Source organism: Rhodococcus ruitaii (genome assembly GCF_055230935.1).
In genome coordinates, this window is the sequence record NZ_JBUYWC010000009.1 from 158,325 (window position 1) to 183,393 (window position 25,069).

Here is a 25,069-nt window from a genome sequence, read left to right on the forward strand (position 1 = left end):
ACAGACTGGGCACCGTGACGACCGAATCCGACAGTGCGATCGAGACTGCCTCAGACAGTTTGATCGCGCTGTCGCATTCGATCCACGCAGAGCCGGAACTGGCGTTCGACGAACACCGCAGCGCCGCCAAGATCGTCGAAGTCCTCCGCGACGCCGGGTTCGAGGTCCGCACCGGCGTCGCCGACCTCCCCACCGCATTCGACGCCCGCTACGGCAGCGGCGAACTCGTCCTCGCATTCTGCGCCGAATACGACGCGCTTCCCGGCATCGGGCACGCATGCGGGCACAACATCATCGCCGCCTCGGCAGTCGGTGCCGGGATCGGGTTGGCTGCGCTCGCGGACGAACTCGGCGTCACCGTGCGCGTGATCGGCACTCCGGCCGAGGAAACCGGCGGCGGCAAAGTCCTCATGCTCGAGCGGGGCGAGTTCGACGGCGTCGGCGCCGCCCTGATGGTTCATCCGGGCCCCTTCGACATCACCGGCGCAACCTCGCTCGCGCTTGCCGACATCGCCGTCTCCTATGTCGGACGGGAGGCGCATGCGTCCGCGGCACCCGAATACGGGCGCAACGCGGCCGACGCGGCAACCGTTGCCCAGGTAGCGGTCGGTCTCATGCGACAACACCTGATTCCGGGACAGCAGATCCACGGCATCGTCAGCGACGGCGGAGCCGCACCCAATATCGTGCCCGGACACTCCGAGATGCTCTACTACCTGCGCGCGACCACCGCCGACCTGCTCGACGATCTCCGCGAACGCGCCGGACACTGTTTCGAAGCCGGCGCCCTCGCCGCCGGATGCACCCACCGCATCCGGACGGTGTCGCCCACCTACACGGAACTCACCCCGGATCCGTGGCTGGTGCAGGCATATCGTGAAGAGATCATCGGTCTCGGGCGCGCACCGCTGCCCGTCGAAGAGGAAGGGTTCCGCCCGCTGGGCAGCACCGACATGGGAAACGTGACGAACGTCGTGCCAGGAATACACCCCGTCATCGGTCTCGACTCGGGCGGCGCCGTCACACATCAGGAAGCATTCGCGTCCGCGTGCGTCACCGATTCCGCCGACCGCGCCCTCCTCGACGGCGCCCGCGCACTCGCCGCGACCGCGGCCCGTGCTGCCGGCGACCCCGGCCAGCGTGCCCGCCTACTCGATCGGGTCGGGCGCCGATGAACCCATACGTGGAGAAGTGGATCGACGAGCACGCCGGCGACTTGGTCGCGTGGCGCCGCCGCATCCACGCCAACCCCGAATTGGCGCGGCAGGAGTATGCCACCACCGAATTCGTCGCAACGAAGCTGACCGCGGCCGGGCTCGTACCTAAGGTTCTGCCCCGTGGAACCGGTCTGATCTGCGATCTCGGGCCGACGGACGGGCCGCGCATCGCCCTGCGCGCCGACATGGATGCCCTCCCGCTGCAGGAGATGACGGGCCTCGATTTCTCGTCGACCGTTCCCGGTGTGTCGCACGCGTGCGGCCACGACGCCCACACCACCGTGCTGCTCGGCGCGGCTCTGGCGCTCGCATCGGTCCCGGACCTTCCCGTCGGGGTCCGGCTGGTGTTCCAGCCCGCCGAGGAAGTGATGCCCGGCGGTGCCCTCGACGTCGTCGCGGCCGGTGGGCTCGACGGCGTGTCGCGCATCTTCGCGTTGCACTGCGACCCGCGGCTCGAGGTCGGCAAGGTGGGGATGCGGGTCGGGGCGATCACCTCGGCCGCCGACACCATCGAACTGGTTCTCGATTCACCCGGTGGGCACACCTCGCGTCCGCATCTGACGGGCGACCTCGTCTACGGACTCGGCACCGTGATCACCGGGCTCCCGGGCATGCTCAGCCGACGCATCGATCCGCGCACCGGCACCGTCATGGTGTGGGGTGCCGTCAGCGCGGGCAAGGCCCCGAATGCCATCCCGCGCACCGGAATGCTGGCCGGGACGGTGCGCACCGGCGACCACGAGACCTGGGAACTTCTCGAGCCGATGGTCCGCGAGATCGTGCACGGGCTCCTCGCGCCCACCGGGGTGAGCTACGAACTGCACTACCGTCGCGGTGTCCCCCCGGTCGTCAACGACGAGATCTCGGCGCGGATGTTCGAGGACGCAATCCGGGCGGCCGGTCCCGACGCGATGTCCGACACCCCGCAATCCGGTGGTGGCGAAGACTTCTCGTGGTATCTCGAGCAGATCCAGGGCGCGATGGGTCGCCTGGGCGTGTGGTCGGGTGTCGGGCCGGAGCTCGACATCCACCAGCCGACGTTCGATCTCGACGAGCGGGCACTCCCGGTGGGTGTGCGGGTACTGACCAACCTTGCGCTCGGCGCGGTCGGATAGCTCCTTCGCGGGCGGTGCGGATTCTCCCGCAAGATAAATAGCTCTCCGGGGGGATGCCCGACGACGAACCTTCGACCTAGTGTCGGGTGTGCTCCATACGAGATCGAGGGCGACCGCCCCATCATCACGTGTCCGGGATGTCGCCTCGGGTCAGGTCCGGGCCGTTGTCGAAGCGTGGACACCGGAGACGTCGTACGCCCCGCTGCGCCCGCGCAGCGGCACACCAGGTCTCGCCGGTGCAGTGCTGTTGCTGACCCTGCTGTTCGGCACGTCGGTCGGACAGCTGACCGACATGGTGCCGTGGGTCGTGGCCGCCTACCTGCTCGGGGCGGTGCAAGTGCTTCCGCTGGTGTTCGTGTTCGCGAGCCCGCTGGTGACCTGGCAACTGATGACCTTCGGGTTTGCTGCGGGCACGGTCTCGGGGCTGGTCCAAGACGAAGTCGTGCCATGGCCGGTCGCAAGTTGCATCTCGGCCGGTATGGCACTGGTCGCACTCGCCTCGGGCCGGCCGCTTCGGGTGGTGTCGGCTGCGGCGTCGACGTCGCTGATCCTGGTAGTCCTCCCCGCAATGTGGACGGTCGGCCTGCCGCTGCATGCAGTTGCGATGATCGCTGTTGCCGCCACGGGGATCGTGGCTGCCGGCGCGGTCTTTCGGCGACTACGCGCGGCCGAGACACATCTGGTCGTGGAACGAGGGCTGCGCCGTGAACAGGAACACCGCGAAGCCATCGCGCGCGAGCGCACCCGTATCGCACGGGAGCTGCACGACGTGGTTGCCCACCATATGTCGATGATCGCAGTTCAGACACAGGCCGCGACATTCACACATCCGGAACTACCGGTCGGTGTCCACTCCACATTCGACGACATCCACGCGGCGGCAGCGACCGCGTTGACCGAGATGCGCAGGGTCGTCGACGTCCTCCGAGGCCCCGAAACGGAGGGCGGATCGGAAACCCCCACACTCGACGGACTCGACGACCTGGTCGCGAGATGGTGCGGTTCGTCGGGGCAGCAGGTGGACCTGCGCGTACTCGGGCGCCCGGACACGGTACCGACGGAGATCTCGTGCGCGATGTACCGCATCCTCCAGGAAGCGCTGACCAATGCGCATCGGCACGGTGCAGGAAGCGGCGTGGCCGTCGAGATCCGGATCGGAGCGGGACATTCGCGCCTCACGGTCGGTAACGCCATCGTGCCCGGCCACCCGCAGTCCGACGGTGGAGGGCACGGGCTCATCGGAATACGCGAACGGGTCGCCGCGTACGGCGGGACCGTGGAGACGGGCCCCGACGAGTATGGACGGTTCGTCGTCGATGTCGAGTTCGACCATCGTGCTGTGGCACACGCCGGTCTCAGGGAGGAGCGATGATTCGCGTGGTGGTGGCCGACGACCAGGCGCTCGTCCGCGACGGAATTGCCGCGGTGCTGAACACTCAGAGCGACATCGACGTGGTGGGATCTGCGGAGGACGGCGCGGAGGCAGTCGAGCTCGTCGCAGCGTTGGATCCCGACGTGGTGGTCCTCGACATCCGGATGCCCAGGCTCGACGGAATCCGCGCTGCAGAGGCGGTACTCACCAGACCGGACAATCACACCAGAGTGATGATGCTGACCACCTTCGACCTCGACGACTACGTCTACGACGCGCTGAGTCTCGGAGCCAGCGGGTTTCTGCTGAAGCAGTCGACCGCGTCGGATTTCATCACCGGTGTGCGCACCGTCGCAGCGGGGGAGTCGATGCTCGCACCGTCTGTCACCACCCGTCTGATCGCCGAATTCGCCAGGCGCAAGGGCACTGCGGTCGTGGAATCCGGTCGGGCGTCGGTGTTGACGCCGAGGGAACGGGAAGTCCTGCAGGTGATGGCGCGCGGAATGTCGAATCCGGAAATCGCGGCGGAGCTGTCGGTGGCGGAGGAAACGGTGAAAACCCACATCGGGCGAATCCTCGGGAAGCTGGGCCTGCGCGACCGCACTCAGGCGGTCGTCTTCTACTTCGAGCACGTCCAGGGCCGGGCCTGAGCGCTCGGGGTAGCTCGCCCGAGCTACCCCGAAAATCGCTGCTGCAGGGGATGTTCGGATGATCATGCGTCCGTAGCGTTTTCCGCATGCTACTCGAGCGCACTCACATTCACGACCGGGCACGTTTCGTCTCGGCCGGTCTGTTCGCCTATCGATGGACGTTGACCTACGCGGCCTTTTCCGTGGTCGTTCTCGTCTACGGGGTAGTGACGCAGTTGCATCCGCATCGCGTCTGGGCTCTGTGGGCAGTCGCCGGATATGCGGTGGCCGCTGCGCTTGCAGCTAGGCGGCGCCTCACGCCGGCCGCGGTGTCTGCGGTGATCGGCGCCGTAGTGGCGCCGGGAACCGTGCTGATCGCGACACGCACCGCGCAGCTCGAGGTGTCGGTGGTCGCGGAGTCGGCCGCTTCTCTGATCACCACGGGCAGCCCCTACGGTCCGGGCCCGTCGGTGCTCGCCGAGTACAACCCGTACGGCCCAGCAATGACGCTCTTCGGCGCACCCTCACAACTTTTCCCGGAGAACCCGCTCGGTGATCCGCGGATCTTGTTCGCACTGTTCTTCGTTGTGTGTGTCCTGTTGACCTCGACGATGGTCCTGGCCCGGCCGCTCCCGCGACCCTCCCGGATGCAGCTGACGGTTCTGATCGCGTCGCCGGTGGTTGCCCTGGCCATGGCGGTCGGAGGAGTCGATCTTCCGGTTGTGGGCGCTGCACTTCTCGGTCTTGCGGCGGCGACCCGAGGTCGGGTGGTGACGACGGCGGTGTCGTTCGCCTTCGCCTGCGCTCTCAAACCGCTCGCGGTCCCGGTTCTCGTGGTCGCGCTCGTCCTGATGTGTGCGCGATACGACGGCCGCACGGCTCTGCGGGCAGGGGCAACGTGCGCGGCGTTGACGGTCGTGTTCCACATTCCGGCGTTCACTGACCCGGAGGCCTTCGTTGAGCACACACTTCTCTTTCCTCTGGGACGCACGGATATCGTGACCCCGGCCGGAGAGTCGCTCGTCGGTGGGGCACTGACGAGTCTGGTGCCGTACGGCGCGACGCTCACCTCGGCCGTTCTGGCCGTTGCAGGAGTCTGTGGTGCCGTGGTGCTGGTGCTGAATCCGCCGGACTCCTTCGTTCGAGCAGCCTCGTTCGCCGCGGCCGGCCTCATGGTTCTCTTCCTGCTCGCACCCACTTCGCGGTTCGGGTATTTCGTCTATCCCCTGGTACTCGGTGGAACCGCAGCCGTGTCCGCCTTGGAAACGACCCGTCGCTCCGCGGGGACAAGGACGCGCACGGGCCGGATGGAGGCGTCCCAGTGAACACACAGAACCGCATCCTGGTCGTGACCAACGATTTTCCTCCCAGGCAGGGGGGTATCGAAACGTTCGCGTTCGAGATGGTCCGCCGCTTCGATCCGGCTGACGTGATCGTCTATACCTCCGCGGAACCGGGTGCCTTCCACCACGATGCGCAGATGCCGTTTCGGGTGATCAGGGATCGTTCGCGCATGCTTCTTCCCACCCGGCGTATGGCACGGACGGTGCAGTCGATCGCGGTCGAGCACGGGTGTGGTCGTGTCTGGTTCGCCGCTGCCGCGCCGCTCTCGTCGCTTGCGCGCCCCCTCCGCGCGGTCGGTGTGCAGCGCATCGTCGCATCCAGCCACGGGCACGAAACCTGGTGGGCGAAACTGCCGCCTACCCGGGCATGGTTGCGGCACATGGCGCACGGTGTGGATGTCTTCACCTACATCAGCGACCACACCGAGGCGGCGCTGCGGTCTGTCGTACCCGTCCGAACGTGCTTCACGCGGCTGTCCCCGGGTGTCGACCCCAGCCTGTTCGCGGCACCGAAACGGCACGGTCCCGATCGGGCACACAGGGGACCGGTGATTGTGTGCGTTGCGAGACTCGTGCGCAGAAAAGGACAGGACGCCTTGATCCGGGCCATGCCGATGATTCGCGACCGCCACCCGGGCACCCGTCTCGTGTTGGTCGGCGACGGGCCACGCCGTCGTGACCTGCAGGCGCTCGCGCGGCGACTCGGAGTAACCGATGTGGTGACCTTCGCCGGTGGTCTTCCTCACTCTCGGATTCCCGCCGTGCTCGCAGCATCCGACATCTTCGCAATGCCCTGCCGAACTCGCAGGTCGGGGCTCGAGGAGGAAGGTCTGGGCATCGTGTTCCTGGAGGCGTCCGCGGCAGGACTTCCGGTCATTGCAGGCAACTCGGGTGGTGCGCCGGAAACCGTCCGCGCGGGTGCAACAGGCTTGGTGACGGCGAACGATGCGGAGTTGTCGAAGGCTTTGCTCCTGCTGCTCGACGACGCCGATGTTGCGACCCGAATGGGCAGCACCGGGAGGGAGTGGGCGCAGGGGTGGTCATGGGACGAGACCTGGAAGACACTCGCCGGTCTCCTGGAGTGAGCCCATGCCGCGCTCGGCAACAGCGCGGAATTGAGCGGCATGGCGGGCGACGACGAACGACACCGTCGTCGCGCCGTCAGGAGGATCGGTTCACCATCGAGTACAACCCCTACGTGAACGGGACGTTCCCGCCCGATGCGGATCCCGACGGGAATGCGCCGACCGCCGGATAGTGGGATTCCGGCTGTATGTCCCGGGGGACTTCGGCGTCCCGGAACATACGCGCGTCGGTGCCTCGGTAGATCAGCAGGCGTTGATCGGCGGGCGGCCGATCAGAAGGCGTCAGGACGCCCCGGACCGACATTGCGGCTGTTGCGGGTGCGCAGGTTCAGTACATAATCGGACGGAGCGCCGGCGATCTCTGCGGCATCGGCCATGACACCCAGGTAGCGGGCAGACGGAAGTCCGCCTTCATATCCGTCGACGACGTACAACCAGGCCAGGGTGTGGCCGTCGGCCGTGTCGATGCGCACCCGGATCTTGCGGTGGAAGCCGAGCTCGGCGCCCTCCCAGCGGTCGAGGCTGCGCTCGTCGTCCTCGGGGACGTCGTACAGCACAACGAACACCTTGGAATCGGTGTCTTCCACCACCGTCGCCAACGCGCCTTCCCAGCCGATGTCAGCTCCGGCGAAGGTCAGCCGCCACCCGTGCAGCCAGCCGGTGCCGGACATCGGTGAGTGCGGGCAGCGCGTCAGCATCTGCTCCGGATGCATGTTGGACCCGTAGGCGGCGTAGATCGGCACGTCCACAAGGCTAACGGTTCGGTCTCGATCGCACCGTGCCGGGCGCCGCCTGTCGGTGACAGAGTCGTCTGCACTGTTGCACGTCCGTCTGCACAGTGCCCCCGCCGTGACATAGCGTTGTCGCGGGCGTTCGCACACCCCCGCGGACGCCCGAGTTCAACCCGATACCCTTATTCGGAATCGATACAGAGGAGAACAATGACTCGGATTGTCATCATCGGCGGCGGACCTGCCGGATACGAGGCTGCGCTCGTGGCAGCGCAGTACGGCGCGTCGGTGTCTCTGGTCGATTCGGACGGAATCGGTGGCGCGTGCGTGCTGTTCGACTGCGTCCCGTCCAAGACCTTCATCGCGTCCACCGGGGTGCGGACCGATATGCGACGCGCCGCCGACCTGGGAATCTCGCTCGAACGTACGACGGTCTCCCTGCCGCAGGTACACGCTCGTGTGCTGAGCCTGGCGCGTGCCCAGTCTGCAGATATCCGTACCAAGCTCGAAGCCGCGGGCATCACGCTGTTGTCCGGACACGGAGAGCTGATCGACCCCGAGATCGGCATGGCTGCACACAAGGTCAAGGCGACCCTGTTCACCGGGGAGGAGAAGGTTCTCGACGCCGACGTGGTACTCATCGCCACCGGCGCGAGCCCTCGGGTGCTTCCGAACGCTGTACCCGACGGTGAACGCATCCTGACGTGGCGTCAGCTCTACGACCTCGACAAGCTGCCCGAGCATCTCGTCGTGGTCGGCTCCGGTGTCACCGGCGCGGAGTTCGTCTCGGCGTATACCGAGGTCGGAGTTCAGGTCACCGTGGTGTCGAGTCGCGACCGTATCCTGCCGCACGAGGACGAGGACGCCGCACTCGTACTCGAAGACGTGCTCACCGAACGCGGAGTGACGCTGGTCAAGCACGCGCGCGCAGACTCGGTCGAACGCACCGACAACGGTGTTCGGGTCCTGCTGGCGGACGGTCGTGTCGTCGAAGGCAGCCATGTGCTCATGACCGTCGGATCGGTCCCGAACACCCAGGGCCTCGGACTCGAGAAGGTCGGCCTCGAACTCGACCGAGGTGGTTACCTGCCCGTCGACCGCGTGTCGCGCACGGCGGTACCCGGCATCTACGCGGGTGGCGACTGCACCGGGCTCTTGCCGCTCGCCTCCGTCGCTGCGATGCAGGGACGGATCGCGATGTACCACGCACTCGGCGAGGGTGTGAGCCCGATCAAGCTCAAGACGGTGGCGGCTGCGGTGTTCACCCGCCCGGAGATCGCGGCGGTCGGTGTCAGTCAGGCCACCATCGACAAGGGGGAGATCCCCGCCCGCACGGTGATGTTGCCGCTCAACACGAACCCGCGCGCGAAGATGTCCGGGTTGCGCCGTGGGTTCGTCAAGATATTCTGCCGCCCCGCCACCGGTGTGGTGATCGGCGGTGTGATCGTCGCGCCCAACGCATCCGAGCTCATCCTGCCGATCGCGCTGGCGGTGCAGAACAATCTCAACGTCACCGATCTCGCGCAGACCTTCTCGGTGTACCCCTCGCTGAGCGGTTCGGTCACCGAGGCTGCGCGTCAGCTGATGCGGCACGACGATCTGGACTGAGCCGAAAGGCCGACGACGGCAATGGCGGCACCGGGAGTTGACTCTCCCCTCGGGGGAGGATCGACGGTGAAAGCATGACAACGCAGAGCCAATCTACACCGCAGAGCATCTTTCCCGTCGTCCCGGTCGCGGACATTCGCCGCAGCCGCGACTTCTACGCAGGCCTCCTGGGTCTGGCTGTCGTGTACGACAGCAACTGGTACGTACAGCTGCAGTCGCCGATCACCGAATCGGTGCAGCTCGGGCTCGTCATACAGGGCCACGAGACGATCCCGGAAGGCTTCCGCCGATCACCCGCGGGCGTCCTCGTCTCCGTCGAGGTCGACGACGTCGACGCGGTCCACGCCTGTGCGGAATCGGCAGAACTGCCCATCGTTCTGAGCCTGCGCAGCGAGGACTTCGGGCAACGGCACTTCATGACCGTCGACCCCGACGGTCTGCTGATCGACGTGATCACGGTGATTCCGTTCACAGTGGATGCCGGTAGGACATGACCGACGCGACGCCGTGGATGAGCATCGGAGAGTTCGCGCGGGCGTGCCGACTCACCGTGAAAGCCCTGCGTTACTACGACCGTGAGGGCCTGCTGACCCCCGGGCGGGTCGATCCGCACACCGGCTACCGGTACTACGCGCCTGCTCAACTCGCGACGGCGCTGCGGATCGGGCTGCTTCGCCGGGCCGGGGTCTCGATCGCCGCGATCCGGCGCATCGTCGATGATCCGGCGCGCGGCGCGGATGTGCTGGCCGTCGAGCGTGCCCGGATCGAGCACGAGGCTGCGCAGGCGTTGCGCTCGCTCGCTCTTGTCGTGTCGCTCGAAGAGCGTGCCGCAGCCGAACTTCCCGTTCGGTTGTGCCACATCGAGGAGCAGGTCGTGCTGTGGCGCGAAGGCAGCGCCGACGCGGACGACCTCGACGGCACTGTTGCCGCCTCGATCGAGAATCTCCTGGCGGAGGCTGCCGCGCTCGGCGCCGATACGGATGCGCCGGTGGTCGGACGGTACCCGGTGGTCCTCGAAGGAACTGTCGACTTCGGGGTAGGAATCGAGGTTGCGGCCGATGTCGGTGCCGACGCCGTTCTCATGCCCGGCGGGTTCTTCGCTGCCGTGGACTTCACCGGACCGGCGGCACTCCTGCCGGTCGCCTATCACGCCCTGTTCGCCGACCTCGCGGCCCGCGGAGTCGAGGCCGTGGGCCCGGTGCGCGAGTACTACCTCACTGATCCGGCAGAGGTCGGCGCCGAGAACATGCTCACGAGGGTCGTGCACCCCGTGTCCGCACCCTGACTCGAAGCGTCCGACATTCCCGCAGTAAATCTTATGGTGCGCCTTACAGTAATGACGTAGTCTCGGTCTCGTCCAGAAGAGGATGCCGGGAAGGGTGCCAATGCTTCGAGGAAGACTGTCATGGCGGAGACGCAGCATCGATGCGGCAGCCGTCGCGGTATGTTCCGCCCTGCTGCTGAGCGCGTGCGGCGGGGCGGATTCCGGTAGCGCAGAAAATGATCCGGCCGGGGTCGGGGAACCGGTGGAGGGCGGTGTCGCGACCGTCATTCAGATGGGTGAGCCGCGCACGCTCGACCCCGCGGTGATGAGCAATACCTATGCGGGTTCGTCCCTGCTGGGGAATGCGTTGTACGGCACATTGATGACCACCGACGTCGACACCCTCGAGATCGAATACGGATTGGCCACCGACTTCTCGAGCGACGACGGCGGCGCCACAATGGTGCTGTCACTGCGACCCGACCTGACGTTCTCCGACGGCACCCCGCTCGACGCCGAGGCAGTCAAGTTCAATTGGGACCGGTTGCGCGACCCCGCCACCGCGTCGGGATCGATCGGTGAGGCATCGCAGATCGCGGCGACCGAGGTGCTCGACCCGACGACCCTCGAAGTCACGCTGGTCGCACCGAACCCGAACTACGCGCACAGTGTGATCGTCAGCTCGATGAACTGGATCGCATCCCCGGATGCGTTGCAGCAGGACGCCGCGGCGTTCGACGAGAACCCGATCGGTGCCGGCCCTTTCACGTTGGCGAACTGGTCCAGACAGGACGCCATCGAGCTCGAGAAGAACCCGAACTACTGGGATGCGCCCCGGCCGTACCTGGACGGACTCACGATCCGCACGTCTGCCGACACCACACAACGGTTCAACGCGATCACCACCGGTGGCGCCGACCTGGCCTCCGACAGCAACTGGAGCACTCTCGCTGCAGCAGAAGGCGCAGGAACGGCGGTCGAGGTCGTGCCGATGGGCGGCGGGCAGTATCTCGGCATGAATCATCGTCGTGCTCCCTTCGATGATCCACGCGCCCGGCGGGCGGTGTCGCTTGCGGTGGATATGGAGGCGATGAACGCGACCGTCTACAACGGCGAAGGCGTCGTTCCCGACACTCTCTTCCTGGAGGATTCGCCGTGGTACTCCGACATCCCGCTCGGCGGCCACGACGCCGACACTGCACAGCAATTGTTCGATGAGCTGGCGGCCGAGGGGAAGCCGGTGTCGTTCACCTTCACGACATTCCCGACCGTGGAGAACAAGGCGGTCGCGGAGACTACCCAGGCACAGCTGAGAGCGTTCGACAACGTCGAGGTCGAGGTCGAGGTGCTCGACTTCCCCGCCGCCTTCGCGAGATTCGGTACACGCGACTTCGACATGATGGTCCACGGTGTGACCATTCAGGATCCGGATCACTCCCTCTGGTCGAGCTTCCACTCGACGTCCATGGGCAACATCGTGGGAATCGACGATCCTGATCTGGACGCGGCGCTCGATGCCGGTCGTGTCGGCACCACCGTCGACGAACGCACAGCGGCGTACGACGTCGTGCAGGAACGACTGGCCGAGCTGATCCCCGGTGCGTGGTATGTCCGGCCCGCGCCTGCAGTGCTCATCGGCGACGATGTGCACGGGGTCCGACTGTCCGGCCTCGGCGCACCGATTCCCGACGGCATGTGGCTCACCGGCTAGCCGGTGAGCTGGATCAGGTCCAGTCGTAGGTGGGTTCTCACTCCGGGTCGCCGGACGCGTCGGTGGCCACGGCTATCGTTCGTGGTGTACCTGCGACGACGGGAGGTCCGATCGTGTGTGGACGCTATGCAAGTACCAGTACCCGAGGCGATCTGCTCGCGGCCTACGACGCCGTCGAGACGGTGGGGGAGGAGTTGCCGCCGTCGTACAACATCGCCCCGACGCAGCAGGTGAACGTGGTGCTCGAACGCGCGCCGCGCTCCGAACCGGACGCTGCCCCAGTGCGGATGGTGTCGTCACAGGTCAAGTGGGGGTTGGTGCCGTCGTGGGCGAAGGATCCGAAGATCGGGTCGCGGATGATCAACGCGCGGTCGGAGACGATCACGAGCATTATCTGGCTCTAAGTACCGATGGTTGCGCAGAGTATGGCGCTGACCTGGGAAGTTGACCCGCGCGGTGTTGAGTCGCGTTCTCTGTGACGTGCGGGATGGCCCAGCACCGGCTCTGGTACATGGGCGAGGCCGAATAGTTGACGGTTCGGTTATTCCTCGACCCAGGCAGGTTCCTGGCCGTGGTTGTCGCGTACCCAGGTTCGAGCGTCGCCGTCGCGGGTGACTGTGTCGGTGAGCCAGTAGGTTTCGTCCGGAGACCATCCGGCGATGACGCTCGCAATGTCTGTGTCGACATCGATCACGGTGCCCGCTGCGGCAAGGTAGCCGGAGGGTGTGAGGTGCACGCTGTCGTAGTTGTCGGCTACTCGTGGCCAGTCGGGGATCACCCAGCGTCCCCACCGCCCGGTGGCGTGGTGCCAGTCGGGTCGTTTCTGCGCGGTCACTTCGACAGGAAACTCGCGACACAGCTGTGCCCACGCGTGTGCGCTGTCGATCTCGTACACGCGGGTGTCCGCGGGAACGTTCACCCGATGTCCGGTGGCGCGTTTCCAACCCAGTCCGTCTTCGACGAACCACACTCCGGCAGGGGTTCGGTCGAACAGTCTCCGGGTCGTTGAGCGGGTCGGTGGGGTGGACCACCAGTAGCCGTACCCGCCCGCAGGATCACGCTGCGCTCGTTCTTCCTGTTGTGAGGTCTCGTCACGATAGTCGCGCAGCAAGTCTCCAGCCGGCCCGTCGCGGCGAGTGCCGCCCCAGTCGACCATCCATTGGTCGGTTGGGTCGAGTGCAGTCGTCCACCACCGGGCATGCGGGGAACCTGCGATGTGTTCGGCGACGCGGCGAAGCTCGCGCCGTACGGGGTCGGCGGCCGCGAGCAGGTCGTCGCCGTCCGGGGGCTGCCAATAGGCCGCCGCATCGACCGCGCTGGTGAGGGCGGAACGTAGCGCGGCCGCCGTGACCTCGGGCAGCGGTACCAGGGAGAGGCGGTCCGCCACATCGGCTGGGGTGAGGACGGTTCGCCGGGCCTCGTCGGAGCCGGGACCGAACATCACCGGCCCGCCAGGGCGACCCGCCGCCAGGTGGTACGAGGCCAGGAACGCCGCGTGGTTGAACGAGTCTGCGTGGAACTCCGGCTGCCGGTCTCGCTCGGCCTGCGCGGTGAAGGCGAGCAGCATCCGACGTCCCCGCGGGCCGGCCAACAGTGCCTCTGCTGTAGTCATGTCCTGACCACCCTATTGGTCGCCGCTGGTCGTCCCGGTCGATCAGATGGAGCTTCGGGCTCCCGGCGTGTGGTCATATCGACGTATGAGTGCGTTCAGGAGACCGTCACGGCGACAGTGGGCCGGTATCGCTGGCGTGGTGGCACTCGTTGGCGCGGTGGCGTTGTGGTTCGGGGTTCCGCCGCTCTACGAGCTGGTCCGTGAACGATCGGAGGAGCGATCCGCGACAAGCCTGGCCATAGGTCTGGGGCTGGTATTGGCGGAGGGTGACACCGTCGTGTACGCCGAGTACTTCAGTTCGTTCCCGGACTCGTCCGCGTACCTGGTTGTCGAGTCGAACTCGATCGCTCGGGCGGAGGCGCTGCGCGCCGAGTCGGGGTTGGTGCCCTGCCACTTCTCGACGCCCGCCAGCTTCGACGGCGTCTCATCGCCGGATCGCCCCACTCCGTCGCCGACCTGGATGTACTGCGAAGCGGGGCTGCCACCGAAGGGGATGTTGAAGGCGAGTTGGGATCCGTCAGCGAACAACGGGACGCGAACATACATCTGGGCCATTCAGATGTGATGACAACGCCGATGCGACGGCCCGGTCGCGGACCGCCCAAGGAGACAATGGCTGGGTGAGTTTCGAACTGTGCGAGGACGCATCCGCTGCCGATTGGCTCGTCGAGCAAGGACCTCCGTGGTACCGACTGGCGGGTCGCGGACCGCTCGGATATCCGAGTTATGCGAGGGTGAGGTTCATCCCCGATCCGAGCTTTCCCGGGCAGAAGGCGAGCCACATCGATTTCGGTCAGAGCGAGTTGTCGGAGAAGGAACAGATCGGCGTCGCACTGGACGCCCTGTCTCGATACACAGCCACACCAGATGAGTGCTACTTCTGCATGTGGGAGGGGTGGGACACCACCACCATCCACTCAGCACCCAACTTCGCGATTCCCAATCGTGTCTATTGGTTGTTCCGCGGCACGCTGGCGGATTACACCGACTGGGACAGTACAGATCACACACGGTGGCCGTATGGCAACTCGCCCGACCCCGCTTTCATCTGGCCGGCAGACCGTGCCTGGTGCGTCACCAACGACGTTGACCCGCACTTCGCGACGATCGGGGCCAGCGTGGACGCTATTGATCGCATCGTGGCCGACCAGCGTATCGACGTAGTACGTGATGACCCGGCGTGCGAGCCGCCGTATTGGGGGTAGCCGAACATCGGGGGGACGAGACCGAGGCATGATCACCCGTCCGGCGCTTCCGGTCGATTCCCTTTGGCCCGTGCGCGTTCGAGCCTCGACTCGTGGGGTCATGGAATCACGCGGCACTGCGGGACTGCACGGAGATTCGAGTTGGCATACCCGACACGAGTCCGCCGGTGATTGCGCCCCACCGCAGCGAGACTGTTTACTCGAGGTCGGTGACCTCGCGTCCGACGGCGTCGCCCGTCGGTTCCCCCAGTACGCGGGTATGCATGTGCAGCTTACGGATGTAGAAGGCAGGGTGCTCGAGTCATTCCTCTACGGAGGATTGACGGTGGCGGAAGCGGACAGGATGCGGCGGATGCCGCCGGTGCACCGCGACGTGTTCGATGACTTTCTGTACAACGCGACCATCGTCGCCGGCGGCGAAGGGGACTGGGCCCGATTTCCCCGCGCGTGCACGATGTTTCTGTCCGCGATCGGCGGCGACCTGCATCGCCCACCACCGTTGATTCCACCCGATGTCGCCGCAACCGTCGCCGACATCGTGTCTCGGTTCCGGCAGCGAAAGCCCGGGGACCCACTCAGGCCTGGATCAGGGCGCATCACCGAGGTCCAGTACCAGCTCGCACACGAGCTGTTCCACGAGCTTGGCGGAGATCACGGGGATGGAATCTATGCCGCCGGTGTGCGGGTGTACAGCAAGATGATGTTGGCTCGTATCAGCGACGGCTTCGTTCACCCTGCTGTCGGCGGATATATGTGGGGTGATGGGCGCTCCTCCACGCCACGCACACCTGACAGTGGCCGCGATGTCACCATCCTGGACGCCATCGCAACACTCAGCGAAGCATGGCGAACCTCGCCAGCCGATCGTCCTGCGATCGAACGGACGATCACCGACCACGCGCATACCCTTGGCTGGAGGAACGAAGACCCGCGGACCGTTACGGTGTCCCCAGGAACCGAAGCAGGCTGAAGATCCGCTCGATGCGCTGACCCAGACCGACGGTCGGCGGGAACTCCCCGGTCAGCCTGCAACTGCGTTCTCTTTCGGTCTTCGCTGCATCTCGACATGGATCTTGTCGTCCAGCGAGTCGGATCGGTGTCCTGTTTGACGATCGTCAAACAGGACAGCCGTCGCGTACGGCGGTTCGAGTTGTGGTCAGTAGAACGTCCCCATCTCCGTTCGTACTTCGCCGAGGGTCTGCTCGGCAATCTCATTGGCACGCCCGTTGCCGACGCTCAGGACGTCACGGACGAAGCCCGAATCGCGGGCCAGCTCACCGCGCCGACGACGGTGGGCGGCGAGGAAGTCGTTGACCGCGGCGGTGGTGAACTTCTTCAGCGCACCGGCGCCGGCGTCGCCGACTTCGTCGGCGATCTCGTCCTCGTCGCGGCCCGTGCACAGCGCCGCGGTGGTCAGCAGAGCTGAGACTCCGGGACGAGCGGCCGGGTCGAACGTGATCCGGCGGGTGGAGTCCGTCGGCGCCTTGCGGATCACCGCGGCGGTCTCATCGGCGGTCATCGACAACGTGATCGCGTTGCCGTAGGACTTCGACATCTTCCGCCCGTCCAACCCGGGCACCTCCGGGCTCGAGGTGAGCAGCGCCTGCGGCTCCGGAAACACCGTCCCGTAGCGGTCGTTGAACCGCCGCGCGATCACCCGCGTCAGCTCCACGTGCGGCAAGTTGTCCTTCCCCACCGGCACCAGGTTGCCCTTGCAGAACAAGATGTCCGCCGCCTGATGCACCGGATACGTCAGCAGCAGACCACTGAGCGCCCGGCCCGAGGCGGCGTGCTCGGCCTTGACCGTTGGGTTTCGGTGCAGCTCGGCCTCGGTGACCAAGCTCAGGAACGGCAACAGCAGCTGGTTCAGGGCCGGCACCGCGGAGTGGGTGAAGATCGTGGCCCGCTCCGGGTCGATCCCGGCGGCTAGGTAGTCCAGGACCGCGTTGTGGACGTTGTCGCGGACCTGGCCGATCGCGTCGCGGTCGGTGATGACCTGGTAGTCCGCGAGGATGATGAAGGTATCCACGCCCAGGTAGTGCAGGCGGACCCGTTCGGCGACGGTCCCGAAGAAGTGGCCCAGATGCAATGGGCCGGTGGGGCGTTCACCGGTAAGAACCCGGTATCGGTTCGGGTGGTCGGCGACATCGGCGCGCAGCAGATCGCTGCGGTCGATGGTGGTGGCGAGGGAAGTCATGCACTGCTCCTGAAATGGTCAGGGGCTGCACGAACCTCGATCAGAGCGAATGGATGATCGCGGGCTGCGTACAGCCCGCGGACATGGTTAGGCGGGCTGCCGGCGCAGCCACCACCATGCCTGTCGGATCACGATCACTCGGCCAGGGTAGCAATCCGTCTCGTTGACCGCGTCAAACAGGAACCGATCGGGCGCGAGATCTGATTCCAGATCCGCACTACCCCGGCCGGGCGACGTCACGCTGGTAAACCTGGTGCTCCGCCCACTCCCGCCCGTACTGGGCCGAGGTCGTCGAACACAGCGCGTAGTCGCTCGGGATTTCCGGGAAGAATGTGTCACACCCATGCGTGCCGGACACGACCGTCACCAGCAACTCGTCGACGACGTCGTCTACGAGAGCCTGCTTGTACAGCATCGCGCCACCGAACACGATCACGTCCTCGATCTCATCCGACGCATCCGCCATCGCGACCGCCTCGCTCAGACTCCGCGCCACCCACACATCCGCCGGGTACTCGTCGCGCGTGGAGACCACGATCGTGCGGCGACCAGGCAGCGGCCGGCGGGTTGGCGGCAACGAGAAGTAGGTACGGCTGCCCATGATCAGCGCGTTCAGCTTCCCAGGCTCGGTGGTTTCCTTGGTGATAGCAGCGATTCTCGCCTGCTCTCCCGGCAGCACCCACGGAATCGTTCCCGCCCTGCCGATTCCACGCTCGCCGTCATACGCCACAACCAGCTTCACCACGACCCGGCCCACTCCCGTCCCTAGATGACACCACTGCCGTCAGTTGTGTGACCCCACCTTGAGCAGACCCACACACCGCGGCCAAGCCGGTCCTTCCTACTAGCTGCACGATCGGACCCGCTTGGCCGCGGTGAGTGTCTGCTCGAGAAGAACTGCGATTGTCATCGGCCCCACCCCGCCGGGCACTGGTGTGATGAGGCGGGCTCGCTGAGCTGCGCCGGCGTAGTCGACATCCCCGACGTTGCCGGGGTTGTAGCCTGCGTCGACGACCACCGCGCCGTCCTTGATCCACTCACCACGGACGAGTTCGGGTCGACCGACGGCAGCGACGACAATGTCGGCCTCTCGAATGTGTTCGGCGAGGTCTTGAGTGCGTGAGTGGCAATAGGTGACGGTCGCGTCTCGAGCGAGGAGCAGCATCCCGACGGGCTTTCCGAGGATCGGGCTGCGACCGACGACGACCGCGTGCTGCCCGGCCAGGGGAACCTTGTAGGCGTCGAGGAGGCGAAGGATCCCGCCCGGCGTACAGGAATGGAACCCCTTCTCGTTGAAAGCCATTGCCGCGAAGCTGTGCATCGTGACGCCGTCGACGTCCTTGGCTGGTGCGATCGCCTCGAACGCGGCGCGTTCGTCGATTTGAGCGGGGACAGGGTGCTGCAACAGGATTCCGTCGACGGTTGGGTCTGCGGACAGAGCCTCGATCTCTGCAACGAGTGCGGCGGTGGTGGTTTCCGCCGGGAGTTCGATGTACCGCGATTCCATGCCCACCTTGGCGCACCGGTTGCGCTTCATTCGGACGTGGGTGTGGGAGGACGGATCGTCCCCGACGAGCACGGTCGCCAGACACGGGCGCCGTTCATGCATCTGGGTGAACTGTGCCGTCTCTCGAGTAATGGTGTCCAGGAGCGTCGCTGCCACTGAGCGGCCGTCGATAACCCGTGCAATCATGGTCAGTCCTCTCGATCGAAGTCGAGGGACACCCAGGCGGTCGATGTCTGCTCTGTTCGCACTCCCCGGTGGTTGCCCACCTGCGCCAGTCGTGCGAGGCAAGCGTAGCTGCGCGACTCACCGGTGGCTACGGCACCGCCGGAAAAGCCATCGGCGACGTGTCCTGTTTGAGGATCGGGCAACGCGACGGTTCACCCGCGCGGCCTTTGGTATGTCTGTCGCCAGGCGGGCTACGGTTCCAGGATGACGAGTGTCGGTGTCGTGTCCGTCTGGCACGGTGAAGAGGATTGGGGCGTGATCGAGTCTTCGGACACCCCAACTGGATGCTGGGTGCATTTCAGCAACATCTGGACGCTCACCCCTCCGGACCTCGGCCGCGGGGAATCAATCCAGATCCGGGGGCAGAGCGCGAACCTCCACGTTGGCGAAACCGTCGATTTCGACTGGGAGTCGGCGCGGCAGGACGGCTACTCCTTCCGCGCTGTCGACGTCCGCCCCCGCAGGCAGCCGCCACGACGAACTGTGGAGTTTCGGGTCGACGGCGAGCGGGTTCCGTGGCCGATCGATCGTTTCGGCGAGCTACCCCACGGCGGTCTGTGGAGTGAATAGACATCTGTGCGTTCCGCTTACTTCGGGTCGGCTTCAGCTCGAAAGTGAATGGCAAGGTCTTCGTACTGGGACTCGCTGATGCGGACGAGTCCGGGGACAAAACCATCGGGCTGATCCACTGTCCGTTCGAGAGAAAAACCTGCCCCGTAGCTGATGGGTTCGTCTTCCAACCGGACCCATTCGACACGGATGTGGTGCCAGTCGGGGTCCAAGATTCGCCCGGGGTGTCCCTTGCGTAACACGGTGAATGCCGCATGCGGGGAGATCAGCCGTGGATTGTCCGGGCCGGTATACATCACTGGCGTGCCCTTGTTGAGGTAGGCGGCGGTCAGCGGACCGTGATCTTCAGTCACCTATGCAGTGTGCGGTGAGACGGCCGGTCTTGGTCGCGAACCCCACCCTCGGCTTCGGCGTGTCCTGTTGGACGATGGTTGATCAGCACAGAAGAGGCCCGTCTCGACGCTCGATCTGTGCCGACGAACAAATCGCATGGGTGCCCGCTTTGGGGCGACCAGGAAGAACTGGGTTACTGTGGGTTTCATGCTGACACTTCGTCGAAAGAATGACTCCGCCTGCTGAGTCCGGTGGCGCACCCGACCGCGCCGCCATGACCGAACTGCTCACCACACGGTTCGCAGAACCCATCGCGATCTACCGTGAACTGCTCCGCCGCGTCGCCGCCACCGGAGAATCCCCACATCGTCGGCCGACGCCTTTCGGCACCCACTCTGTCGAAGGGGCGTCCTTGACGACGCCGCACCTGCGGATCCATGTCAGCCACAGCTATCAGGACGCCGACGAGCTGGGATCCTTCCCTGCGGACACGATGCCGGTGTGCGTGCGGATCCATGTGCAGGGCTATTCCGATCGGTACCCCGACCGACAGGCAGCTGGATCCGACCTGGTCCATGAATTCTCGGCCATCGAAGCCGAAGCATGGGCACGTGCGGTGCTCGGCCGGCACTGGTCGGACTATGCGTACGAAGTGATCCGCCGGACCGATGTGGACCGGCGCATGCGCACCAACTTGGCATACACCCAGCCTCTGTTTGTGGTGTTTCTCGCCTCGGACGGCACACCTGTGCTGGCCCCGGACAACATCGCCTGGAACCGGGTGTGGCTGAAAGTCATCGGCGCCCGCAAACTCGATCCGGTCCCGGAATCGAGGGCGCTACTGGACCACATCGCCCGGGTCGGCCCGTACGCCCCGACCGATGGAATCCGCCATCCCGACACCGAACCCGACGGCGGCTGGCGACTCGACGTCACCGGCGTGCCCGTCGACCAGCTCGCCGACACCGCGGCCGAGACGGTGCGCGCACTGCGCAACGGAATCCGGGTCCGCGGCAGCATCGACAAGCAGTTCCGTCCGGTCCGACTGCACGTCGAGCACGACCACGCGGTGGTGTACTTCCGGTGGGCGCGCAACCCCAACACCTTCGCTTTGACCATGTTTCCACCGCAGGCCGCCGACGAGCTCGCCGGTCTGCCCTTGCACACTCCCGCCAGCGTCGCTGGCACCATCATTGCGGGATGGCGCGAGGAGCTCTGTACGGGGCTGCTGGTTCGCGGTACCCGACGCCGCGACGGCGACACCATCTACATCTCTGCTCCGTGTACCGCCCCGGTCCGTCAGGAGTGTTGGGTCAGCGAGGTCCCGATGCAGGGGGCGTGGCTTGCCCGGGACGGCCTCGACATCGACCGTCCGCTCGAATGGAAGAGCACCGGCGTTCTGGCAGTGTGGGTGCAGGCCGGCGCGAACAACGAGATCGGTCGCCCGTATGTCGGGCATGCTGCGGCCCGCTGGTCAAGCGAGGTCAGCGCGCATCTGGATGTGCTCGAGACCGTACCCGGTACCTCGGATACTGTGACTGCTCAACTCGTCCACCGGATCACGCATATGCTCGCGGACCGCGGCGCGGAGACCATCACGGCGTCTGTCGCGAATGAGTATCTCGCCGAACTCGGGTACACGGATCGTCGCGAGAAGTCGGGGATGGTCCTCGATGTCGCCTCCATGCCGTGAATCCTCGATATGAGTGCGTCACACCCTGGCGGCGGCAACGAGACTGGGCTCCGTTCCTACGGGTGATAGCGAGACGCCCGATGCGAGCGAGCGTCGCCCCCTTCGCCCCTTCGCCCCCTTCGAGTTCCTGATCGTGGCTGCCCAGCAATCACCGCGTTCATCTCATCGAAGTGGCGGCTACCTGTATCGATGCTCACTGTGATGTCGGCGGATCGGATAGATGGTCAGTGCGGTCTTTGATCATTCGTCGCAGGCTGGTGCGTGCGGCTGCCAGATCATCTTCCGCGCCGCGCAGTGCTTCACGCAGTTCTTGGCACTCTCCATCTCGGCGTTCGTTCTCGCGCTGGAGGTTCGCGTTGGCGGCGGTGAGTTCGTCGATGCGTGCGCGTAGGTGGTGGTTCGATTTGTCGTCGAGTTGGCGGCCGAGGCTTTCGTGGACCGCGCGTTTGAGGTTGGTGTTCTCGATCCGAAGCCGGCGGTTGTCCTGGAGAATGTGTTCGAGGTCGGCGAGGACACCAGCCTTGCTGGTGGATCGACCGATTGCCTCGTCGCCTGCGCCAGCGGTGGCCTGGGTGGCACGTGCCTGCTCGATGTAGTCACGGACCCCCTCGGCGTACACGAGCCATGTGGACACACCGGCAGCTCGTGCGACGGCCGCGAAGGTCACGGGTGTGCCGGCTTTCGCCAGCTCGTCCACTGTGGCCTTGACGTGGGCTCGTTTGCGAGCCGAGGACCGTTTCCGGGCTTCGACGAGGACCTCAGTGGGGGTGCGGCGCGGCGACGTCATGTTGTTGGCTCGACGACGTGCAGCGGTAGCAATCGCGTATTTCTCGCTCGTGATCGTCGGAGCACCTCGGATGCTTCCTCGATTCGGGCGCGTTCGTCCGGGTCGAGCGCGTCGAGGTGCGCGGTCATCGAGGCAACGACGCTGGAGTACGCGTCGATCTGGGCCGTGAGGTTGGCGGTGACGAATCCGGCGACGCTCATGGCCTGTGCTGTTTCCCTGTCTGATCGAAGGGAGTGGAGGTGCTCTTCGATCGCGGGCAGGTAGGACGGGTCGGAGCGGTAGAAGCCGCAGCCGGCGCATTGGAAGCGCACCGGACACGACTTGCCACCCGCCTTGACGTTGGATGGTTCGATGCAGTTCCCGTATGGCACTGCAACGGAGCGTAATTCGTAGTCGGAAGCGGAGTCGACGGGAGTTATGTGGCCTGATCGGTCCACCGAGTGGACCGCCACCGTGCCGATGGCCTCACGCTTGCGGTCGCTGGTGATCCGGTAGTACAGCGTGGTGGTGGCGATGCTCTTGTGATCCATCAGTTCCCGCAGGACGTCGACAGGGACCCCGGCGTCGGCGTGGCGTTGGGCGTAGGAGTGCCGAAGTGCGTACGGGTAGACGAGGGATCGGTCGAATGGCACCAGGTCGCCATTGTCGTCGACTCCGTCCGAATCGAGTTGGTCGAGTTGATCGACCCACTGTCGCATCGTGGTCGCGAAGCCGTGCGGCCGCAGGAACGGCATCTGGGCAAGACCGGTCTTGGCGGGAAACAGGTAGTCGGAATTGCGGTCCGCCGTGGTGATCTGGGCGCGCGCTCGTTGCCAGGAGGCGATGGTGTCGGAGGTCGCGGTCGTGACGGGTAGCTTGCGCCCGAAACGACCAGTCTTGTAGTTGTTCCAGTGCAGTACCGGTTCGTTCTTCCCGATGCCGGTGATGCAGTCGACGCGTAGTGAGCACACCTCGAGCGGTCGGCGTCCGGTGTCGCGGGCGATGATGTACGCGGTGGTGAACATGTGGCGTACCTGCTCGGCGGTCAGGTCGCCGTAGTGCACACCCGCACCCAGGGAATCCAGATTGTCATCGAGCTGCCGAAGGACATGGGCGGGTAGGGCCCGTCCCGCCTCGTCGTCCTTGACGTCGGTGAACGGGATCATGTGGAAGCTGTGCCGGCTGAAGCTGGGATCGAGACTCTTCGGTGTGCGGATGCGATGGCCGTACTCGATCAGATCGAACAAGCGCCTGGCAAAGGTGCGCTGTCGATACACGCCCATCGGTTCGCCATCGGGCCGGCGTAGATCGCGGAAGGACGCGACGATGTCGTCCATGTCTGTTCGCGACAATGCTGACGGATCGGCGCCGAGGTCCTTGCGGCGCCGCATCACGCCGGCGGCGATGACAGCGGAGCGGACAGTTTCTCCCAGGACGCGGGTGGTCGGTTGTTCCGCTCGGGCCCAGGTAAGGGTGAGATCGCGTAACCACTCGACCGGGATCGAGCCGAAGTCGATCGAACCCATCTTGCGTCGTGCTCCGTAGGCGGAGGGCTCCGGGCGCAGCCCGGCCGCGACCAGATCCCAGACGAGGCCATCGGTCGGCGCAATACCGAGCAGGGCGCCGTGTGCTGTGCGCAGTGACCGGGCGAACTCGATCAGATGCGAGGCCACACTCGTCATGCTTTGCTGACGAGCCAGCGCCAGTACGTCTGCCTCCTCGACAACCGACAGACTCGGCAGATCCGCAAGAATGCGAATGACCGTGCGCATTGTCGACGGTGCAAGCCGGCCGCGGCGGGCGTCGCGCTGCTGGACCGCGTAGAGGATTTCCCACCGCAACTGCTCCGGGAGATGGCCGAGGGTGAACTGATTCACTGCCAGGTGAGGTGTTTGAGTGCGGGCCCACGACTCGATCGGTTCGTTGCGGGCGTGCGTCTTGTGGCTGACGTAGTGACTGCTGCACAGTCCGCTCGTCGCCCGCGGAGGACGTACGCACCCCATCACCAGACACATCTGATGTTCGCGGTGCGGCGCCTCCGGCAGGTTGCTCGCGGCGAGCCATTTGTCGCGGTCAAGGGCGGGATCGGCTCGTTGTGCGCGTCGTAGATGGGCGTAGTGGAAGCTGCACAACTGCTGTGAGGTCGCGTGCCGCGGGCATCGATTCGATCCGTGGAGGACCGAACACTGCGGCGGCCGTGATCCGTACCGGTTCCGAGGGCGCTTCGGAACGTGGCTGCGCATGAACTCCGACTCGGTCATGTCGAGACGGGCGCGAGCACGGCTACAGGAGGTGCACAGACCGCGATGGTCGATCACCGACTCGCAGCGCAGCGTCAGGCACACCTCGGAAGTCGTCTGCGGATTCGTCGGGTCACCGGTGCACAGCCACACCGAGTGGTCCCACTCGCCCGGGCGCCAGTCCGTTTTCGTGTGCTCCTTGAGCCAAGCGATCCAATCCGGCTCCTGCGGGCCGGGAAAGCTCAGTATCGCGGCACCAGCACCAGCAGTGGTCATGAGTTGTCCTGCGCGGCCGCGACCATCTCGATGGCGGCCCGTTTCGCGTCGTCGGTCGGATGAAGGTAGCGCTCCATCGAACCGGGGGACACGTGTCCGAGTAGGTGCTGGACAACATCGCGCGGTACACCGGCGTCGATCCACCGGGTGGCTGCGGAATGGCGCAGCATGTGCGGGCGGGCGGTGAAGCCGACGTTCTTCGATAGCCTGTCGAACATCGTCTTCGCATTGTCGTACTGCATGCCCGCTCCGATCGGCTCGCGGTAGAGGTTGACGAACACGAAATCCGAATCCGACGCGCCCGGGACGGCGAATCGCTCGTGCAGGTAGTCCGCGTACAGGGTGGTGACGTCGTCGAGGGCGGGAATCG

The 25,069-nt window shown here is 65.7% G+C and carries 24 protein-coding genes, 1 pseudogene and 1 riboswitch; of the genes and pseudogenes, 16 read left to right on the forward strand and 9 right to left on the reverse strand.

Annotated elements, in window-relative coordinates:
- The first annotated feature begins 14 nt into the window (after positions 1–14).
- The 6 genes from ACZI8W_RS13545 to ACZI8W_RS13570 all read left to right on the forward strand — a co-directional run bounded on the left by ACZI8W_RS13545 (position 15) and on the right by ACZI8W_RS13570 (position 6,761).
- Entirely contained in the window at positions 15–1,175 is a 1,161-nt protein-coding gene (locus ACZI8W_RS13545; protein ID WP_463369008.1) for a M20 family metallopeptidase, read from the forward strand.
- The gene (locus ACZI8W_RS13550; protein WP_463369009.1) at positions 1,172–2,332 is read left to right on the forward strand and encodes a M20 family metallopeptidase; all 1,161 of its coding nucleotides are present in this window, start codon (positions 1,172–1,174) and stop codon (positions 2,330–2,332) included. The genes ACZI8W_RS13545 and ACZI8W_RS13550 overlap by 4 nt, the downstream gene beginning before the upstream one ends.
- A gap of 88 nt (positions 2,333–2,420) precedes the next feature.
- Positions 2,421–3,704, forward strand: coding sequence for a sensor histidine kinase (locus ACZI8W_RS13555; RefSeq protein ID WP_463369010.1), 1,284 nt, complete (start codon positions 2,421–2,423; stop codon positions 3,702–3,704).
- Entirely contained in the window at positions 3,701–4,354 is a 654-nt protein-coding gene (locus ACZI8W_RS13560) for a response regulator transcription factor (protein ID WP_463369011.1), read from the forward strand. The genes ACZI8W_RS13555 and ACZI8W_RS13560 overlap by 4 nt, the downstream gene beginning before the upstream one ends.
- Before the next feature lie 86 nt (positions 4,355–4,440).
- The gene (locus ACZI8W_RS13565) at positions 4,441–5,658 is read left to right on the forward strand and encodes a glycosyltransferase 87 family protein (protein WP_463369012.1); all 1,218 of its coding nucleotides are present in this window, start codon (positions 4,441–4,443) and stop codon (positions 5,656–5,658) included.
- A complete protein-coding gene (locus ACZI8W_RS13570) occupies positions 5,655–6,761 on the forward strand; it encodes a glycosyltransferase family 4 protein (protein WP_463369014.1) in 1,107 nt (368 codons plus the stop codon). The genes ACZI8W_RS13565 and ACZI8W_RS13570 overlap by 4 nt, the downstream gene beginning before the upstream one ends.
- Before the next feature lie 272 nt (positions 6,762–7,033).
- On the opposite strand, the gene ACZI8W_RS13575 is transcribed toward ACZI8W_RS13570, so the two are convergent.
- Positions 7,034–7,504: a gamma-glutamylcyclotransferase family protein gene (locus ACZI8W_RS13575; protein WP_463369015.1), complete on the reverse strand. Its 471-nt coding sequence runs from the start codon at positions 7,502–7,504 to the stop codon at positions 7,034–7,036.
- 198 nt (positions 7,505–7,702) lie between these two features.
- On the opposite strand from ACZI8W_RS13575, the gene ACZI8W_RS13580 reads away from it, so the two are divergent.
- The 5 genes and pseudogenes from ACZI8W_RS13580 to ACZI8W_RS13600 all read left to right on the forward strand — a co-directional run.
- Positions 7,703–9,100: an NAD(P)H-quinone dehydrogenase gene (locus ACZI8W_RS13580; RefSeq protein WP_463369016.1), complete on the forward strand. Its 1,398-nt coding sequence runs from the start codon at positions 7,703–7,705 to the stop codon at positions 9,098–9,100.
- 74 nt (positions 9,101–9,174) lie between these two features.
- On the forward strand, positions 9,175–9,594 hold the full coding sequence (locus ACZI8W_RS13585) for a VOC family protein (protein ID WP_463369017.1): 420 nt from the start codon (positions 9,175–9,177) through the stop codon (positions 9,592–9,594).
- Entirely contained in the window at positions 9,591–10,385 is a 795-nt protein-coding gene (locus ACZI8W_RS13590; RefSeq protein WP_463369018.1) for a MerR family transcriptional regulator, read from the forward strand. Before ACZI8W_RS13585 ends, ACZI8W_RS13590 begins: the two co-directional genes overlap by 4 nt.
- 100 nt (positions 10,386–10,485) lie before the next feature.
- Entirely contained in the window at positions 10,486–12,075 is a 1,590-nt protein-coding gene (locus ACZI8W_RS13595; RefSeq protein ID WP_463369019.1) for an ABC transporter substrate-binding protein, read from the forward strand.
- Positions 12,076–12,188: 113 nt separating this feature from the next.
- A pseudogene (locus ACZI8W_RS13600) lies at positions 12,189–12,461 on the forward strand (SOS response-associated peptidase family protein); the annotation flags it as partial.
- A 155-nt stretch (positions 12,462–12,616) separates the two neighbouring features.
- On the opposite strand, the gene ACZI8W_RS13605 reads toward ACZI8W_RS13600, so the two are convergent.
- Positions 12,617–13,687 carry a hypothetical protein gene (locus ACZI8W_RS13605; RefSeq protein ID WP_463369020.1) on the reverse strand — a complete coding sequence of 357 codons (1,071 nt, stop codon included), beginning with the start codon at positions 13,685–13,687 and terminating at the stop codon, positions 12,617–12,619.
- A 139-nt stretch (positions 13,688–13,826) separates the two neighbouring features.
- Here ACZI8W_RS13605 and ACZI8W_RS13610 point away from each other — a divergent pair, with 139 nt between their 5' ends.
- The 3 genes from ACZI8W_RS13610 to ACZI8W_RS13620 all read left to right on the forward strand — a co-directional run bounded on the left by ACZI8W_RS13610 (position 13,827) and on the right by ACZI8W_RS13620 (position 15,862).
- Positions 13,827–14,252: a hypothetical protein gene (locus tag ACZI8W_RS13610; RefSeq protein ID WP_463369021.1), complete on the forward strand. Its 426-nt coding sequence runs from the start codon at positions 13,827–13,829 to the stop codon at positions 14,250–14,252.
- A 55-nt stretch (positions 14,253–14,307) separates the two neighbouring features.
- Positions 14,308–14,892 (forward strand): hypothetical protein, encoded by a 585-nt coding sequence (locus tag ACZI8W_RS13615; protein WP_463369022.1) that lies wholly within the window; start codon positions 14,308–14,310, stop codon positions 14,890–14,892.
- A gap of 325 nt (positions 14,893–15,217) precedes the next feature.
- The gene (locus ACZI8W_RS13620; protein WP_463369023.1) at positions 15,218–15,862 is read left to right on the forward strand and encodes a hypothetical protein; all 645 of its coding nucleotides are present in this window, start codon (positions 15,218–15,220) and stop codon (positions 15,860–15,862) included.
- 186 nt (positions 15,863–16,048) lie between these two features.
- Here ACZI8W_RS13620 and trpS read toward each other — a convergent pair whose 3' ends face one another.
- The 3 genes from trpS to ACZI8W_RS13635 all read right to left on the reverse strand — a co-directional run bounded on the left by trpS (position 16,049) and on the right by ACZI8W_RS13635 (position 18,782).
- Positions 16,049–17,089, reverse strand: a complete 1,041-nt coding sequence (trpS, locus tag ACZI8W_RS13625; RefSeq protein ID WP_463369024.1) for a tryptophan--tRNA ligase — start codon at positions 17,087–17,089, stop codon at positions 16,049–16,051.
- A 217-nt stretch (positions 17,090–17,306) separates the two neighbouring features.
- On the reverse strand, positions 17,307–17,834 hold the full coding sequence (locus tag ACZI8W_RS13630; protein WP_463369025.1) for a dihydrofolate reductase: 528 nt from the start codon (positions 17,832–17,834) through the stop codon (positions 17,307–17,309).
- Between the two features lie 99 nt (positions 17,835–17,933).
- Entirely contained in the window at positions 17,934–18,782 is an 849-nt protein-coding gene (locus tag ACZI8W_RS13635) for a bifunctional 5,10-methylenetetrahydrofolate dehydrogenase/5,10-methenyltetrahydrofolate cyclohydrolase (RefSeq protein WP_463369026.1), read from the reverse strand.
- 23 nt (positions 18,783–18,805) lie between these two features.
- Positions 18,806–18,885, reverse strand: a riboswitch (ZMP/ZTP riboswitch).
- 140 nt (positions 18,886–19,025) lie between these two features.
- Between ACZI8W_RS13635 and ACZI8W_RS13640 the strand changes: the two genes are divergently transcribed.
- On the forward strand, positions 19,026–19,391 hold the full coding sequence (locus tag ACZI8W_RS13640; protein ID WP_463369027.1) for a hypothetical protein: 366 nt from the start codon (positions 19,026–19,028) through the stop codon (positions 19,389–19,391).
- 17 nt (positions 19,392–19,408) lie between these two features.
- On the opposite strand, the gene ACZI8W_RS13645 is transcribed toward ACZI8W_RS13640, so the two are convergent.
- A complete protein-coding gene (locus tag ACZI8W_RS13645; RefSeq protein ID WP_463369028.1) occupies positions 19,409–19,744 on the reverse strand; it encodes a hypothetical protein in 336 nt (111 codons plus the stop codon).
- Between the two features lie 209 nt (positions 19,745–19,953).
- Between ACZI8W_RS13645 and ACZI8W_RS13650 the strand changes: the two genes are divergently transcribed.
- Complete coding sequence (locus ACZI8W_RS13650; RefSeq protein WP_463369029.1) at positions 19,954–21,417, forward strand: hypothetical protein; 1,464 nt, start codon at positions 19,954–19,956, stop codon at positions 21,415–21,417.
- Between the two features lie 193 nt (positions 21,418–21,610).
- On the opposite strand, the gene ACZI8W_RS13655 is transcribed toward ACZI8W_RS13650, so the two are convergent.
- From ACZI8W_RS13655 to ACZI8W_RS13665, 3 genes are read right to left on the reverse strand one after another with little or no spacing between them, the layout of a single operon-like run.
- Positions 21,611–22,204, reverse strand: a complete 594-nt coding sequence (locus ACZI8W_RS13655) for a DUF6262 family protein (RefSeq protein ID WP_463369030.1) — start codon at positions 22,202–22,204, stop codon at positions 21,611–21,613.
- On the reverse strand, positions 22,201–24,699 hold the full coding sequence (locus ACZI8W_RS13660; RefSeq protein ID WP_463369031.1) for a tyrosine-type recombinase/integrase: 2,499 nt from the start codon (positions 24,697–24,699) through the stop codon (positions 22,201–22,203). The genes ACZI8W_RS13655 and ACZI8W_RS13660 overlap by 4 nt, the downstream gene beginning before the upstream one ends.
- Entirely contained in the window at positions 24,696–25,067 is a 372-nt protein-coding gene (locus tag ACZI8W_RS13665) for a tyrosine-type recombinase/integrase (protein WP_463369121.1), read from the reverse strand. The genes ACZI8W_RS13660 and ACZI8W_RS13665 overlap by 4 nt, the downstream gene beginning before the upstream one ends.
- Positions 25,068–25,069 lie beyond the last annotated feature (2 nt).